The sequence below is a fragment of the Rhodanobacter sp. Root480 genome (genome assembly GCF_001426645.1).
Lineage (GTDB): Bacteria > Pseudomonadota > Gammaproteobacteria > Xanthomonadales > Rhodanobacteraceae > Rhodanobacter > Rhodanobacter ginsenosidimutans.
On record NZ_LMEX01000003.1, the window covers coordinates 84,577 to 98,510 of the forward strand.

Sequence of the window (13,934 nt, forward strand, 5' to 3'; positions counted from 1 at the left end):
ACATCGTGGGAAAGGAGGCGTCGGCGGGCCGATGCGGTGCCAAGCATGGAACAGCAAACGTGAAAGCGTGTGCGCTGGCCGACGCCGGGCTTATTTCCTGGCGGTCAGCTCGCGCTTGGCCAGCCACAGCGCCACCGCAGCCATTTCTTCCTGCGTCTTCACGCCGGTGATGCGGTATTTGCCGTCGACCACGATGGTGGGCGTGCTGTCGACCTGCCAATGGCGGATCAGGTCCAGGTCGCTCTTCATCGCGGCCGTGGCTGCGTCGGAGTTGGCGATACGCAGGAATTCGGCACGATCCACGCCCTGGCGCGCGTAGAAATCAGCCAGATCGTCCAGTGAGTTGATCGGGTAGTTCTGCTTGAACTTGGCGTCGAACAAGGCCTGATGCGTGCGCTCGACCACGCCCAGCTGCTTGGCGGCGTAGTAGGCCCGCGCATATGGCAGCCATTCCGCGCTGAACGGTGCGGGCAGCAGCTTGAATGTCACGCCGGCGGGCAGCTCCTTGCGCAGCTTCTCGGCCATCGGCGCGAAGTGGGCGCAGTGCACGCAGCCGTAGGAGAAGATCTCCACCACCTCGACCTTGCCGTCATTGCTGAGCCGCTGGTTCGGCGCGGGCAAGGTGACGTACTCCGAGCCCTCGGTATAAGGCGCGGGCGTGGCCGGGCCGGGCTGCGCGGTGCAGGCGGCGGTAAGCATGAGGCCGGCGGCCAGGGTCAACACACGCAAGCGGGAAAATGTCTTCATGTGACCTCTCGATATGGGTGGCTTCGCGACCCGCCTCAAGTGCCGGGCGCGACTTACTTGCCGGCGGCTTCCTTCGCCACCAGCCAGCGGGTCAGCTCGACCGTCTGCGCATAACCGCCGGCGCTGCCAACGGTGTAGCGGTACTTGCCATTGACCACCATGCTGGGCGTCTGTTCAATGCCCAGCGCCTTCACGCGCTCATCGGCGCGCTTCATTTTCAGGTTGGTGGCGAACGAGGCGGCCACCGCCTCGAATTCCTTCGGGTCGACGCCGAACGGCGCGTAGACCTTGGCCGCATCGGCGATCGTGGGCAGCGCGCTGGCGGGCTTGAGGCCGGTGCCGGCGGGGTTCATGGCGCTGAGCGCGCGGGTCTTCCACACCGCGTCGTACATGGCGTCGTTGCCCTTTTCGGCCACGCCCAGTGCCTGCGCGGTGAAGTACGCGCGCTGCAGCATCACCCAGTTTTCCGGCGGGTTGAACGAAGCCGGCAGGTAGGTCATCACCGCGTTGGCGGGCAGGCTGGCGGCGATCTGGTTGGCGGTGGCGTGGAACGCGTTGCAGGCGGGGCAGCCGTAGGAAAACACCTCGGTGACCTCGACCTTGCCCGGCTGGCTGGTGGGCTGCGCCGGTTCGATCAGGAAGTAGTTCTTGCCTTCGACCCATTTGCCGTCGTCAACGAACGGCGTGGCACTGCTGGCGACCGGGGTGGCCGCCTCAGGCTCGACGGCGCTCTCCGGTGCTGGCGCGGTGCTGGCCATGGCCGGGGCCATGATGGTGGTGGCGGTCGCCGCCGGTGCTGGCGCCACGCTGGCCGGTGCCGCTGGAGCGGTGGCGGTGGCCGTTGCCACGGGGGCGGCGGTCGGTGCGCTGGTGGTATCGCTGGAATTGCTGCAGGCCGCGAGGGCAAACAGGGCGGCACAGAGAAGCGGCAGACGTTTCAACATGGATCACCTCGACGGGTGTGGCGCAGCGAGAGCAAGCGCCAGAGTGGGGGCCCAAACCGAAAGCGCCGGCACAGGGCCGGCGCACGGGGAATCAGGGTTGGGTGGTCGATTCGGCGTCGGCGCTGTGCAGCCCTTCGATGTAGCTGGCCAGGGCGGCGATGTCCTTGCTGTCGAGCTTGGCGGCGATCGACGGCATGATCTTGGCGTGGGCGTCGTCGCCCCAGGTGGTGCCGTCGTGCCAGGCTTTCAGCGTGGCTTCCACGTACTGCGCATGCTGGCCGGCCAGGTGCGGGTACATCGCGCCGGGGTTGCCGCTGCCGTCGATGGAATGGCAGGCCATGCAGGCCGGGATGTCGCGGCTGGAATCGCCCTGGCGGTACAGCTTCTCGCCGTGCTCGACCAGCGCCTGATCGGCCACGCCGGGCAGCGGCTTCTTGGTGGAGAAGTAGGCGCCGAGGTCATGCATGTCCTGCTCGGAGAGCGGCGCGGCCATGCCCATCATGATCGGGTTCTGGCGCTTGCCCGACTTGAAGTCGGTCAGCTGGCGCACGATGTATTGCTCGCTCTGGCCGGCCAGCTTCGGGTACTGCGCATCGGCGGAGTTGCCATCCATGCCGTGGCAGGCGCCGCATACGGCGGCCTTGGCCTGGCCGGCGGTGGCGTCGCCCGGCTTCACGGCGGCGGGCGTTGCAGCCACGGCAGGCGCAGCGGAAGCAGCCGGTTGGGCGGCCGTGGCGGCGGCAGCCGGCTGGGCATCCTGCGCCAGGGCCGTGCCGGACAGCACCAAGGCAAGGGCTACGGCGGCCCCGAGAACAGCTGGCCGAAAACCGGCGGACCGAAAACTCATACAATTGACTCCCGAGAGACTGCAGACACTGCCGTTGATTGCGCCCATGGGCCCGCGATCGGCAGAAACCGCAGAATTATCCCTGTGCCACCGTACCTTGGTCAAACCATCCCCATGCCGAATCCCTCAGAGTCTGCTCGTGATGTCCAGACGCCCCGCGCCGGGAGCTGTTTGCACGCAGGCCAAGAAAGAGTGAGGGAGTGGACGTCCGTCCACGACCGAACGATGACGCCGGCCTGCGCGCAAACAGACCCGGCCCGAAGGGTAGCTGTCGAGTGGCCGCCAGGCGGCAGCGCGCGGCTTGGCCTGACAGCCAGTCAGGCGCTGCGCCGCCCACTACCACCTGGCAGCCACTCGACGGCTACGCGGGGCATCTGGACATCATGAGCAGACTCTTACAGGGTGCGCAGTTTGTACTCGCCGCCCATCGCATCAGCCAGTTGCCTGCCGATCAGGGCGCCGAGGTGGCGTTCGCCGGCCGCTCCAACGCGGGCAAGTCCAGCGCGCTGAATGCGTTGACCAATCACAAGGGGCTGGCGCGTACGTCGAAGACGCCCGGGCGCACGCAGCAGATGGTGGCTTTCAGCCTGCCGCCGACTCAGATCGACGGCGTGTCGCTGGAGCCACGCCTGATCGACCTGCCCGGCTACGGCTACGCCAAGGTGCCGCTGGAGATGCGCGAGCACTGGAAGCTGGAGATCGACGCCTACCTGCACCAGCGCCGCAGCCTGCGCGGGCTGGTGTTGATCGTGGACATCCGCCATCCGCTGAAGGAATTCGACCGGATGATGCTGGAGTTCTGTTTCGCCACCCAGCTGCCGTGCCACGTGCTGCTGACCAAGGCCGACAAGCTGTCGCGCAACCAGGCCATGCAGGCGCTGGCCGCCTTGCGCAAGCAGTTCGCCGACAACAGCCCGCACGCCACCGCGCAGATTTTCTCGTCCTCCGCGAACACCGGCGTGGACGAGGCGCGCGAAGCGGTGATGACTTTGCTGCGCACGCCGCGCGAAACGGCTCCGGCCCACGACCGCTGACGTCCCCGTTCCGTCATGGCCAAGCTTTATTTCTATTACTCGGCAATGAATGCCGGCAAGACCACCAACCTGTTGCAGGGCGCGTACAACTATCACGAGCGCGGCATGCGCACGTTGATCCTCACTCCGGCGCTGGATAATCGTTACGGCGAGGGCGTGGTTGCCTCGCGCATCGGCCTGAAGGCGCATGCGCGCCGCTTCCGCGCCGAGGAAAACCTGCTGGCGCTGGTGCAGGCCGATATCGCGGCCCACGGCCCGCTGCATTGCGTGTTTGTCGACGAGGCGCAGTTCCTGGCCAAGGCGCAGGTATGGCAGCTCAGCGACGTGGTCGACCAGTTGCGCATCCCGGTGCTGGCGTATGGCCTGCGCACCGATTTCCGCGGCGAGCCGTTCGAGGGCAGCCAATACCTGCTGGCCTGGGCGGACGAGCTGCAGGAGATCAAGACCATCTGCCACACCGGCAGCAAGGCCACCATGGTGGTGCGCGTGGACGAGCACGGCCGCGCCGTCACCGACGGCCCGCAGGTTGAGATCGGCGGCAACGAGCGCTATGTCTCGGTGAGCCGGGCCGAGTTCAAGAAGATCAACCAGGGCGACGGCTCCATCGAACTGCAGCAGCCCGTGTTGCCGCTGGGCGAGCCGCGATGACGTTGCCGGGCTCACCCGCTGGCGACAATGCTGCCGTTACCTTGACCGACCGCCCACCGTTTTCGCGCATCCCAAGGAATCCCGCATGACCGAGACAAGCCCCGCCTGGCCGCGCCCGTACTGGACCCCGGGCGAAGAGAAAGCCGTGCTGGTGTTCTATGTGTTCGGCAAGTTCGACGCGGAGCTGGTGATCCCGTCGATGCGCTACCAGAGCCCGGGTTTGCCCCAGGGCATCGAGATCCAGCGCTTCCAGAACGCGGTGCTGCGCCAGTGGGATGGTTACCCGTTGCAGGGCGCCTTGGGCGAAATCCTGCACACCGAGAATCCCGAGATCACCCAGCAGGCGCGCATCGCGCCCGAGGTGCTGGTGGTGCGCGGCGAGATCGACGATCGCAACAGCCTCGACTACCTGCACGACACGCTGGGCGTGCTGGCCGGCCTGCTCGACGTGGGTGGCACCTCGATCCTCGATCCGCAGATCCTGAGCCTGTTCAGCGCCGACCAGTGGCGTCAGCGCTACCTGGTGCCCGGTGGCGCGCCGCCGCGCAATCACGTGCTGATCCTGTGCAACGCCGATGAAACGCCGGACCGCTCCTGGGTGCGCACCCGCGGCATGCGCAAGTTCGGCCGCCCCGACCTCAGCGTACGCAACGTGCCCGAAAGCGAGCTGGGCCGCGCCGGCAGCATGTGCGAGCGGCTGATGGAATTCCTGTCGATGGGCGGCCATTTCCGCGCCGGCCAGGAACTCGCCGTCGACGGCCTGTCCAGCGACATGGTGGCCGAACCCGGCGGCAGCGCCGACGACCCGCAGTTCAACAACACCCATGTTGCGTTCCACTGGCCTGATTGAGGCTTTGCGGTAACGCAAAACCACCCTGTAGGAGCGGCTTCAGCCGCGACAGCTTTTGCTTTTGGTGGCGAGGAAAGCGTCGCGACTGAAGTCGCTCCTACATCAGCGTGCGCTCCTACTTTTGGCAGCGCGGGCACCAGAACGTGGAGCGTTGCCCCAGCGTCACCTGCCGGATCGGCGTGCCGCAGACGTGGCACGGCTCACCGCTGCGGCCGTAGACATTGAGCTCGCGAAAGAAATAGCCGGGCGCACCGTCAGGGCTGATGAAATCGCGCAAGGTGGTGCCGCCGCGTTCGATCGCCCAGGCCAGGATACGTTTCACCTCGGCGGCCAGCCGCGCATAGCGGGCGCGCGACGCCGTGCCGGCGGCACGGCGCGGGTCGATGCCAGCGGCGAACAGCGCCTCGCTGGCGTAGATGTTGCCCACGCCCACCACGATCGCGTTGTCCATCAGGAACAGTTTCACCGCCGCCTTGCGGCCGCGCGAGCGGCGCCACAGCAGGTCGCCGTCGAAGTCATCGGTCAGCGGCTCGGGGCCGAGGCCCGCAAGCAGTTCGTGGGTTTCGCCCGGCGCCTGCCACAGCAGGCAGCCGAACCGGCGCGGATCGGTGAAGCGCAGGATGCGCGGCGCCTGCGCGATCGTGCGTTCCAGCGCGATGTCCACGTGATCGTGCTTGCCCACCGGCGCGTTCGGCGGCAGTACGCGCAGCACGCCGCTCATGCCCAGGTGCAGCAACGCGCTGCCGGCTTCGGTGTGCAGCAGCAAATACTTCGCGCGCCGTTCCACCGCCTCGATGCGCTGGCCGGGCAGCAGGGTGGTGATCTGCGGCGGGATCGGCCAGCGCAAGTCGGGCCGGCGCAAGGTGACGCCCAGCACGCGGCGGCCGATCAGGTACGGCGCGATACCGCGGCGGGTGGTTTCGACTTCGGGCAGTTCGGGCACAGATGTTCCGCCGTCAGTGCAGATCGGTGACGTGGCCGGTGGGCGGCCGCGGCGTGTAGTGGGCGGGGACCAGCGCAACGCGATCACCCACGCGGACGTAGCGCTGCGGACCGGTGACCGAGGTCTCGCCGAATTCGATGCGCTGGCCGTTCAGGGTCAGCACGGCAGAGGGCGGCGCCAGGCCGATCTTCGCGGGCTGGAAATCGGCGGCCGGCCGCCAACTCAGCACGTTGGCGGCGGCGGTATCGGCCAGTTCGGCGAGGCGCCCGTCATCGGTGCGGCGGGGCGTGCCATCCACAATCCACCAGTGACCGTCGCGCTTTTCGTAATGCACCGCTGGCGCGCCAGAAATCGCCAGTGCGATATGGTCGACCGAGGCCGGTTCCAGGGTCAGCAAACTGCCGGGTGCAGCCTGCGCATCGCGCTGCCACTGCCATCCCGCCACGGCCAGCAGTGCGACCACCACGGCCAGCAGGGCAAGACGTCGGCGACTGGCGCGCGTCATCTCAGCGCCGCCGCCGACGCCACACAATGGCGCCACCGATCAGCAGCAACAGTAGCGGCAGCACGATCAGGAAGCCCACGCTGATCGCGTTGAGCCCGCCTTGGGAGATCTGCAGCAGCCGATCCGGCGCGCCGCGCGGCGGCAGGTCGACCAGCTTGTCGTCGCCCAGCAGCCAGTCGAATACGCGCTCGCCCAGCGCGCGGTTGCCACCGTTGCCCAGGAACGTGTTGGAGAGGAAATCGCCGTCGCCGATCACCACGGCGCGCTGCTCGCTCTTGTCCGGGCTGGGCGAAAGCCGGCTCAGCGCCAGCCCGAAATCCAGCGGCCCCTTCAACTCGCCGGCGGCGGCATCGAAGCGGATATCCGACGTGGCGTCGTTCGCGATCGGCTGGAATTCCGTCCAGCTTTGCGGGCCCGAGCGCAGGAACGGTGCCACCGCCCAGTCGCGCTGGCTGACTTGCGCCAGCGCCGACGCCTGCGGAAACAGCGTGGTGAAGGTGAAACCGCGGGTGATCGCCTGCGCCGGGTAGTCGCCGCGCGTGATGATGCGCGGATCGTGCAGGCCCAAGGCGGCGCCGGAACCGTCGACCAGCACGCCAGGTAACACGTGGACACCCAGCACGCTGGCCAGCGGATCGAGGCCCAGCGTGTCGTTCGCCGGCTCGGTTAGCCACAACAGGTTGCCGCCGCGTTGCACGTAGTCGACCAGGGCCTGCACCGCGCCAGGCGGCAGTGCCACCGTGGGGCTGGCCAGTACCACCAGGTCGGTGTGTTCCGGCACCGCGCTGACCTGGCTGAAATTCAACGGCACCGCGCGCATGCCGCGGCTTTCCAGCTGCGCCATGAACGTGCCCATGTCCGCATTCGCCTTGCCGTCGGCGCGCCGCTCGCCGTCGCCGGTGACGAAGGCCACCATGCGGTCGCTGCCGCGGATCAGGCGCTCCAGCGCGTTGGTGAGGCTGCGCTCGGAGAGTTCGTCCAGCCGCTGCTCGCGCTGGCCGTAGCGGATGATCAGCGCGCCATCCACGGTGATGCCCAGCTCGCGCATCGCGGCCGGGTCCTGCTGTGGATCGACAAAGCGCAGTTGCAGGTCGGGCTTCACTGCCTGGTAGCGCTGCAGGAAGCCGGCCACGGTCTGGCGCAGGTCACCTTGCGGGCTGGCGTAGCTGGTGATTTCCACCGGGCCATCCAGCCGCGCCAGCACCGCGCGGCTTTGCGCCGACACGCTGGTGCGGCCGCCGGCGGTCCAATCCGATACATGGGCGAAACGCGTGCTGAGAAAGCCCAGCGCGCCGGCGGCCAGCAACAGCATCACGGCGAACAGCCAACCGTCCAGACGTCTGAATAGTGCGCGCATCAGCCGCGCTCCCGCTCGTTGTCGAGCCGTCGCGACGCCAGCGCCAGCGCCACCACGATCAGCAGCGCGAACCAGGCCAGGTCGGCGGTGGAAACCAGCCCGCGCAGCAGTGGTTGCTCATGCGTGCTCATCGCCAGCCAGTTCAGTACGCCACCGTTGATGCCGGCCATCTGTGCGCCCACGTTCACGCTCCACAACGCCAGCGCGATGATCAACGCGGCCGCGGCGGCGATTGCCGGATGCGAGGCAAAAGCCGAGCAGGTCACAGCCAGCGCTGCCAGCACCGCCAGCATCAGCGCCAGACCCAGCGTGGCGGCGGCCAGCTTGCCCCAGTCCAGATCGGTGGCGTGCGCCAACGCCAGCGGCATCGCCAGCGTCAATGCCAGCCACAACAGCAGCCAGCCCAGCAGCGCCAGGTATTTGCCCAGCACGATGCGCGAGGCGGGCAGGCCGGCGGCAAACAGCAGCGGCAAGGTGCCGTTGCGCCGCTCGCCGGCGATCACCGACATGCCCAGCAACGGAACCACCAGGAAGGACAGCTGGGCCAGCTGGCCCAGCAACGGCACCGCGACCAGATCGGTGAAACCCGGGCCATCCGGCAACGCGGCGCGCTGCACCTGGCCGGCCAGGAAGCCACCCAGCAGCAGGGTGAAATTCCACGCCAGCCAGGCCAGCGTCAATGCCGCCAGCACCCAGGCCAGCGGCCGCACCACCATGCGCCGCCATTCCAGCCGCGCCACCGCGAACGTACCGGCCACGCCGCCGCTCATGCGGCGCGCGCCGCGGCGTCGCCGTGCATCGCGATCTCGAAGAAGGTGCGTTCCAGTGCCTGATGATCGTCCGCCTGCACCGGGCCGTCGTGGCGCAGGCAGCCGTCGTGCAGGATCGCCACGCGATCGCAGGCGGCGGTGACTTCGGCCAGCAGGTGGGTGGACAGGATCACCGCCGTGCCGGCCGCGGCCTGCTCGCGGATCAGCCCGCGCAAGGCCACCGCCTGCACCGGATCGAGCGCGTTCGCCGGCTCGTCCAGCACCAGCAGCTCGGGCCGGTGAAGCAGGGCGCAGGCCAGCCCCAGGCGCTGGCGCTGGCCCTGCGACAGCACGCCGGCCAGGCGGCGGGCCAGCGGCTGCAGGTCGAGACGGTCCAGCACGCGTTCGCGGGCGGCGCGCAAGGTGCTGCCGTTCAGGCCGCGCAATCGGCCGTGCGCGTCGAGATGCTCGCTGACGCTGAGTTCTGCCCACACCGGCGCGCGTTCAGGCAGCCAGCCGATGCGGCTGCGGGCCAGTTCCGGGTGTTCCAGGAAATCCTCACCACGCAACCGGATGCCACCGCTGTCGGGGCGCAGCGCGCCGGCGATCATCGACAAGGTGGTCGATTTGCCCGCCCCGTTGACGCCCAGCAAGCCCAGCACCTGACCGGCGTGCAGCGACAGATCGAGGCTCCGTACGGCGTGCCGGCCGGCGCGGCGGCGGCTGAGTCGGTCCAGTTGCAGGACGACGGGCGGCGAGGAGGAGATGATCGTGGTCATTGCGTGATTGTCACGGCGCCCCCACTGTTAAACAACAGGGCACGGATGCATGCAGGCTAACGGCCGGTTAGCTTTTTCCGCTTGACCGACTGGTATCATTGTGTTTCGCGCTGGCGCGCTGCCAGTCGCGCCATTGCTTCATCCACTTCCCGGTATTTTTTCCATGCTCGACGCGGTACTCAATTTCCTCAACGACGGCCTCACCGGCGCCAGTTGGGTGCAGAAGCTCGTTTACCTGCTGATCATGACCCAGCTCACCATCTTCACGGTGACGCTGTACCTGCATCGCAGCCAGACCCATCGCGGCGTGGATTTCCATCCGGCGCTGGCGCACTTCTTCCGTTTCTGGGGCTGGCTCACCACCGGCATGGTCACCCGCGAGTGGGTGGCGGTGCATCGCAAGCATCACGCCAAGGTCGAGACGGCGGAAGACCCGCACAGCCCGATGATCTACGGCATCAAGAAAGTGTTCTGGGACGGCGTCTCGCTGTACCGCGATGCCTGCGAGAACAAGCAGGACATGGTGCAGTACGGTCGCGGCACGCCGGACGACTGGGTCGAGCACAAGCTCTATGGCGCGCACCCGTACTGGGGCCCGGCGCTGATGCTGGTGATCAGCGTGGCGCTGTTCGGCGTGATCGGCGCCGCGATGTGGGCGCTGCAGATGGTGTGGATCCCGTTCTGGGCCGCCGGCTTCGTCAACGGCATCGGTCACTGGGCCGGCTACCGCAACTTCGAGAGCGCCGACACTGCGCGCAACCTGATCCCGTGGGCGTTCTGGATCGGCGGTGAGGAGCTGCACAACAACCACCACGCCTTCCCCAGCTCGGCCAAGTTCGCGCTGCGCAAGTGGGAATTCGACATCGGCTGGGCGGCCATCTGCGGCCTGCGCGCCGTGGGCCTGGCCAAGGTGCTGCGCGTGGCGCCGTCGCTGGACGTGCGCCCCAACGTGCGCCTGCCCGACGCCGACACCCTGAAGGCCGTGCTGACCCACCGTTTCCAGGCCATGACCGACTACTACCGCGGCGTGATCGTGCCCACCCTGCGCGAAGAAGCGACCCACGCCGGCGACAACATCAAATCCATGCCGCGCCGCATGCGTCGCGCCCTGGCCGACGGCGGCCGCTGGCTGGATCAGGACAGCAGCGCAAAACTGCAGGCCGTACTTGCCCGCCGTCCCACCCTGCAAACCGTCTACGACTTCCGCAACCGCCTCGCGGCCCTGATGGAACAGCGCGGCGCCGACCAGGCGCTGAAAGGCCTGCAGCAATGGATCCACGAAGCCGAGGAGAGCGGCATCCGCGCCCTGCAGGACTTCGCCCAGCGGCTGAAGGGCTATACGGTCGCCAACGCTGCCTGAGATTTGTAAAAGCTGCCGTCTGCGCGCAAAACCCGCCGTTCGGCGGGTTTTGCTTTTTGATTGTGACCGTTAGCGCGATCCGCCTCGCGGCCGAAGGGTGGTGTTGGCGGCAGCGAGAAGCCCGCGGATACGGGCGATCGAATACTGTGTGTCCTCCGACAGATCGCGTATTGACGAGCCGGCCTCGTACTTCAATCGGAGCTGTTCGCCCAACTCGTCGGCGGTTTCGTATGACAACCGTGCGTGTGACGGCAAGGTAGGGATGGCGATGGGACCGCCGCTGTAACAGCAAAAGCGCGCTCAGGTCCGGAAGCGGAAATCGACCTCACCGCCGGCTATCTCTGCGCTTTTTGACCCGTATCCGTAAGGACCCGCTAGTGGACTTGAACTTCGATGCGCTTCTCGCCGCCCATTACAAAGGTCCTACACAATGGGCGCGCGTAGTCACTGAGCGTTGGGTAAGCACTCATCTTTTCTGCCCGAGCTGTGGGCACTCGCTCGAATCCTACCCAAACAACACACCGGCCGCAGATTTCCTTTGCCTCACCTGCCACGAGCAGTTCGAGCTGAAGTCCAAGCAAGGCCTGTTCGGTTCTCGGATCGTGGACGGCGCCTATTCCGCCATGCTGCGCCGATTACGGAGCAACCAAGCTCCCAACCTTCTGGGCCTAACCTATGATCGAGCACAAGCCCGGGTGCGCAATCTCTTCGTGATTCCCAGTCAGTTTTTCGTACCGGAGATCATCGAACGCCGTAAACCACTTGCACCGACGGCGCGCCGAGCCGGATGGGTTGGCTGCAATATCCTCGTTCGAAAAGTCCCCCCAGCCGGCCGCGTCAGCATCATCACCGATGGTGTCGCAATCGCCAAAGGTGACGTTTTGAAGGCGTGGCGGCGCACGTTGTTCCTGAGAGACCAGCCGCAGCTCGAAAAGCGCGGATGGCTTCTCGACGTGATGAATTGCGTCGAGCGGCTCGAAAAACCCCAATTTCAGTTAAGCGACGTGTATCAGCACGAAGACTCGATCGCTCGGTTGCATCCCGGTAACAGACACGTAAGAGCCAAAATTCGACAGCAGCTTCAGGTCCTGCGTGACTCCGGATTTCTGGAATTCCTGGGGCAAGGTCAATACAGGGTGCGATAGGCAGGGGCGAACGTGATCCCGAGCCATGTTTCCTGGTCGTGGCGCTACGCCGATACTTACTCTCCGGCGCAGTTGCATGCCTCCCATACTGAAATATTCCACGGGCCTGCGTCATACGAGAACATTGAGAACAACGATCACGGCCTCTCGATTGATTGTGTCCAGAAACGTTGGTTCGCGTATGCGCTGCGCTTTACATGCCCAGCCGCCCTCTGCGGATCGTCGCAAATCGCTATGACGAAAAGGCCGTCATCGTCTCGGCTGACCACGACTGCGTGTTGGTCGCCATCGCATCTCTCCGGCTCGACCACCCACCAGTGCGGTACATCATCTAACTCAATCTCGGCCCATTCCGCAGCCGCGTTGTCATCCTCGAACGGGCCGGCAAATCGCAATCCTAAAAAAGGGCTTCCGTAAGCAACTAAGACTTTCAATTGTCTAACCTCCGTTTGCGGCTGACAGGAACTTATCTCGCGCCCATTTCTGCGACAGCAACATTGCAGCATGGCTACGCATGGACCCACTTGACGTAGTTGCGCACGAACGCCCCATAGGTTCTGCTAAAGATTAAAGTGATGCGTTCCGAAAGGTGGGTGGCTGGCGGTGGCGAACAGATGGTCCAATCCGGGCCGGCGGCCCACAAGGTCGTCAGCCATGCGCCGATCACCGCTGCTCCTTTGCCATAGACAAAGAAAAACCCGCCACGAGGGCGGGTTTTGGGTGTTTCACTGGATCCCAGCTTTCGCTGGGATGACGTTCCGGCAAAGGCGTTCGCGCGATGCGCGAACGCGCCGTCACGTCACTTGATCTTGCCTTCCTTGTAGATCACGTGCTTGCGCACCACCGGGTCGTACTTCTTGAACTCGAACTTTTCCGGCGTGTTCTTCTTGTTCTTCTTGGTGGTGTAGAAGTGGCCGGTGCCGGCCGAGGAGATCATGCGGATCTTGTCTTGTGTCTTGTTAGCCATGGCTCAATCCTCAGACCTTTTCGCCGCGGGCGCGCATTTCGGCAATCACGGCTTCGATGCCATTCTTGTCGATCGTGCGCAACGCATGGTTGGAAACGCGCAGTTTGATCCAGCGATTCTCGCCGGGGACCCAGAAGCGACGCTCATGCAGGTTGGGCAACCAGCGGCGACGGGTCTTGTTGTTGGCGTGCGAGACGTTGTTGCCGCTCTGCACACCCTTTCCGGTGACTTGACATACACGGGCCATGACGACCTCCGTTGAATGGCTTTTTTGAAGCCTGATTTGCCGCCCGTTGGCCAGGGCAGCATCGGCCCAGCGGCGCCTGGGCGCCCCGCGATGCTGGAGGTGGTGCTGTCGCGTGTCGTGAATCCGCATCGCGTGGCGGATGGCCCAAAGCATCAGGTCGACGTGGCGAGCCGCGTATTCTCCCAGAAAAACAGGGCAATGCGCAATCATCGGTGCGGAATGCGCGTGCGCGAGTGGGGGATGTATGGAACAATCAGCCCCTTTGAATCGACGCAAGCGCGTTCCAAGGGATTTCCGATGGCAGAAGTAGTCAACAACGGCCAGGCCAATGGCCAGGGCAGCCAGCCGCAACTGATGTTGCAGAAGATCTACGTGAAGGATGTCTCGTTCGAGGCGCCCAATGCGCCGCAGGTGTTCCAGGCCATGGGCGAGAACGAGCAGCTGCAGCCGCAGATCCAGCTCAACGTGGGCCAGAAGGCCACCGACCTGGGCAACGACCTGTACGAAGTGGCGCTCAGCCTCACCCTGACCTGCACGCTGGGCGATCGCACCGCGTACCTGGCCGAGGTGGAGCAGGCTGGCCTGTTCGGCATCGCCGGTTTCAGCGAGGAGGAGCACGCCGGCATCATCGGCAGCTACTGCCCGAACCTGTTGTTCCCGTACGCGCGCCAGGTGATTTCGTCGCTGGTGCTGGAAGGCGGCTTCCCGCCGTTCCTGTTGCAGCCGATCAACTTCGACGCGCTTTATGGTGAACAGCAGCGCCGCATGCAGGGCGGTGACGAGGCCCCGACCACGCTCAACAGCTGAGTCGA

The 13,934-nt window shown here is 65.9% G+C and carries 16 protein-coding genes; 6 read left to right on the forward strand and 10 right to left on the reverse strand.

The window, feature by feature from the left end; genetic code table 11:
• Positions 1-90: 90 nt before the first annotated feature.
• The 3 genes from ASD22_RS13155 to ASD22_RS13165 form a co-directional block, all read right to left on the reverse strand.
• A complete protein-coding gene (locus tag ASD22_RS13155; protein WP_056084452.1) occupies positions 91-747 on the reverse strand; it encodes a thiol:disulfide interchange protein DsbA/DsbL in 657 nt (218 codons plus the stop codon).
• A gap of 53 nt (positions 748-800) precedes the next feature.
• Positions 801-1,691, reverse strand: coding sequence for a thiol:disulfide interchange protein DsbA/DsbL (locus ASD22_RS13160; protein WP_056084455.1), 891 nt, complete (start codon positions 1,689-1,691; stop codon positions 801-803).
• A 91-nt stretch (positions 1,692-1,782) separates the two neighbouring features.
• Positions 1,783-2,538 carry a c-type cytochrome gene (locus ASD22_RS13165; RefSeq protein ID WP_056084458.1) on the reverse strand — a complete coding sequence of 252 codons (756 nt, stop codon included), beginning with the start codon at positions 2,536-2,538 and terminating at the stop codon, positions 1,783-1,785.
• Between the two features lie 383 nt (positions 2,539-2,921).
• On the opposite strand from ASD22_RS13165, the gene yihA reads away from it, so the two are divergent.
• The 3 genes from yihA to ASD22_RS13180 all read left to right on the forward strand — a co-directional run bounded on the left by yihA (position 2,922) and on the right by ASD22_RS13180 (position 5,070).
• Positions 2,922-3,572 carry a ribosome biogenesis GTP-binding protein YihA/YsxC gene (gene yihA, locus ASD22_RS13170; protein WP_056084461.1) on the forward strand — a complete coding sequence of 217 codons (651 nt, stop codon included), beginning with the start codon at positions 2,922-2,924 and terminating at the stop codon, positions 3,570-3,572.
• A 15-nt stretch (positions 3,573-3,587) separates the two neighbouring features.
• Positions 3,588-4,220: a thymidine kinase gene (locus tag ASD22_RS13175; RefSeq protein WP_056084464.1), complete on the forward strand. Its 633-nt coding sequence runs from the start codon at positions 3,588-3,590 to the stop codon at positions 4,218-4,220.
• Between the two features lie 85 nt (positions 4,221-4,305).
• The gene (locus ASD22_RS13180; RefSeq protein WP_056084467.1) at positions 4,306-5,070 is read left to right on the forward strand and encodes a hypothetical protein; all 765 of its coding nucleotides are present in this window, start codon (positions 4,306-4,308) and stop codon (positions 5,068-5,070) included.
• A gap of 115 nt (positions 5,071-5,185) precedes the next feature.
• Here the strand turns inward: ASD22_RS13180 and mutM are convergent, their stop codons facing one another.
• Genes mutM through ASD22_RS13205 form a run of 5 tightly spaced genes read right to left on the reverse strand, consistent with a single transcriptional unit; the run spans position 5,186 to position 9,403 of the window.
• Complete coding sequence (gene mutM, locus ASD22_RS13185; RefSeq protein ID WP_056084470.1) at positions 5,186-6,013, reverse strand: bifunctional DNA-formamidopyrimidine glycosylase/DNA-(apurinic or apyrimidinic site) lyase; 828 nt, start codon at positions 6,011-6,013, stop codon at positions 5,186-5,188.
• A gap of 13 nt (positions 6,014-6,026) precedes the next feature.
• Entirely contained in the window at positions 6,027-6,518 is a 492-nt protein-coding gene (locus ASD22_RS13190) for a hypothetical protein (RefSeq protein ID WP_056084473.1), read from the reverse strand.
• A 1-nt stretch (position 6,519) separates the two neighbouring features.
• The gene (locus ASD22_RS13195; RefSeq protein WP_056084476.1) at positions 6,520-7,875 is read right to left on the reverse strand and encodes a Gldg family protein; all 1,356 of its coding nucleotides are present in this window, start codon (positions 7,873-7,875) and stop codon (positions 6,520-6,522) included.
• Positions 7,875-8,645, reverse strand: coding sequence for an ABC transporter permease (locus tag ASD22_RS13200; protein WP_056084479.1), 771 nt, complete (start codon positions 8,643-8,645; stop codon positions 7,875-7,877). The genes ASD22_RS13195 and ASD22_RS13200 overlap by 1 nt, the downstream gene beginning before the upstream one ends.
• Positions 8,642-9,403, reverse strand: coding sequence for an ABC transporter ATP-binding protein (locus tag ASD22_RS13205; protein WP_056084482.1), 762 nt, complete (start codon positions 9,401-9,403; stop codon positions 8,642-8,644). Before ASD22_RS13205 ends, ASD22_RS13200 begins: the two co-directional genes overlap by 4 nt.
• Positions 9,404-9,566: 163 nt before the next feature.
• Between ASD22_RS13205 and ASD22_RS13210 the strand changes: the two genes are divergently transcribed.
• Positions 9,567-10,763, forward strand: a complete 1,197-nt coding sequence (locus ASD22_RS13210; RefSeq protein ID WP_056084485.1) for a fatty acid desaturase — start codon at positions 9,567-9,569, stop codon at positions 10,761-10,763.
• Between the two features lie 377 nt (positions 10,764-11,140).
• Positions 11,141-11,908 (forward strand): DpnI domain-containing protein, encoded by a 768-nt coding sequence (locus ASD22_RS16465; protein WP_082520273.1) that lies wholly within the window; start codon positions 11,141-11,143, stop codon positions 11,906-11,908.
• Positions 11,909-12,707: 799 nt separating this feature from the next.
• Here the strand turns inward: ASD22_RS16465 and rpmG are convergent.
• Both rpmG and rpmB read right to left on the reverse strand, forming a co-directional pair.
• Positions 12,708-12,875 (reverse strand): 50S ribosomal protein L33, encoded by a 168-nt coding sequence (gene rpmG, locus ASD22_RS13220; RefSeq protein WP_056084493.1) that lies wholly within the window; start codon positions 12,873-12,875, stop codon positions 12,708-12,710.
• A gap of 10 nt (positions 12,876-12,885) precedes the next feature.
• Positions 12,886-13,122, reverse strand: a complete 237-nt coding sequence (rpmB, locus tag ASD22_RS13225; protein WP_007081352.1) for a 50S ribosomal protein L28 — start codon at positions 13,120-13,122, stop codon at positions 12,886-12,888.
• A gap of 297 nt (positions 13,123-13,419) precedes the next feature.
• On the opposite strand from rpmB, the gene secB reads away from it, so the two are divergent.
• Positions 13,420-13,929 carry a protein-export chaperone SecB gene (gene secB, locus ASD22_RS13230; RefSeq protein WP_056085141.1) on the forward strand — a complete coding sequence of 170 codons (510 nt, stop codon included), beginning with the start codon at positions 13,420-13,422 and terminating at the stop codon, positions 13,927-13,929.
• Positions 13,930-13,934: the final 5 nt, after the last annotated feature.